Origin of the sequence: Streptomyces pseudogriseolus, from assembly GCA_002154585.1 — a bacterium.
Taxonomy (GTDB): domain Bacteria; phylum Actinomycetota; class Actinomycetes; order Streptomycetales; family Streptomycetaceae; genus Streptomyces; species Streptomyces pseudogriseolus.
This window is the reverse complement of the sequence record MUNG01000532.1, coordinates 1-989: the sequence shown is the minus strand read 5'-3', so window position 1 is coordinate 989 and position 989 is coordinate 1. Positions and strand designations below refer to the sequence as shown.

2 pseudogenes are annotated in these 989 nt (G+C 72.8%); one reads left to right on the top strand and one right to left on the bottom strand.

The annotated features are described in order from the left end of the window. Positions 1-379: pseudogene (locus CCN29_RS36490) on the top strand (DUF461 domain-containing protein); the annotation flags it as partial. Positions 380-422: 43 nt separating this feature from the next. Here CCN29_RS36490 and CCN29_RS32250 read toward each other — a convergent pair. Then, positions 423-989, bottom strand: a pseudogene (locus tag CCN29_RS32250) (winged helix-turn-helix domain-containing protein); the annotation flags it as partial.

Sequence of the window (989 nt, the reverse complement as noted above, 5' to 3'; positions counted from 1 at the left end):
CCTCGGCGGCGAGGGCAACGCCTCCGCCACGCTGCCCAGCAGCCGCGAGGCCGTCCAGGACGGCAACGCCCAGAAGATCACCTTCACCTTCAGCGAGACCGGCGACGTGAGCCTCCAGGCCATCGTCTTCCCGGCCGAGCACTTCTTCGAGAGCTGGGGCCCGAGCGAGGCCCCCGCCGCGGGCGCCTCCTCGTCGCCGTCGGCGGACGCCTCCGGCGAGCCGGCCGGCGAGGCCACGGGTGAGAACCAGGGCGAGGGTGAGGGCCAGGGCGAGGGCGAGCCGTCGGGCGAGGAGACCTCCGGCGGCGAGAACACCGGCGCCCCGTCGGGCACCCCCACCGACGCGGCCTCCGCCAGCCAGGACGCGTCCGGCCACTGAGCGGCCGTACACGCACCGCACGCACGCCGAAGGGCGGGACCCCACCGCGCACGGTGACCAGGTAGCGGGGCGCGCCCGGGTCCGGCTCGATCTTGGCGCGCAGGCGCTTGACGTGGACGTCGAGGGTCTTGGTGTCCCCCACGTAGTCCGCGCCCCACACCCGGTCGATGAGCTGCATCCGGGTCAGCACCCGGCCCGCGTTGCGCAGCAGCATCTCCAGCAGGTCGAACTCCTTCAGCGGCAGGTCGATCTTGGTGCCGCCGACGGTCACCACGTGCCGGTCGACGTCCATCCGCACCGGGCCCGCCTCCAGGGCGGCCGGCGNNGGTGACGTAGTCGTCGGCGCCTATCTCCAGGCCGACCACCTTGTCGATCTCGCTGTCCTTGGCGGTCACCATGATCACGGGGACGTTGGAGCGGCCGCGCAGCTGGCGGCACACCTCGGTGCCCGGCAGCCCGGGCAGCATCAGGTCGAGAAGGACGAGGTCGGCGCCGTTGCGCTCGAACTCGTCGAGTCCGTCGGGCCCGGTGGTCGCGACCGCGACCTCGAAGCCCTCCTTGCGGAGCATGTACGACAGGGCGTCGGAGAAGGACTCCTCGTCCTCGACGA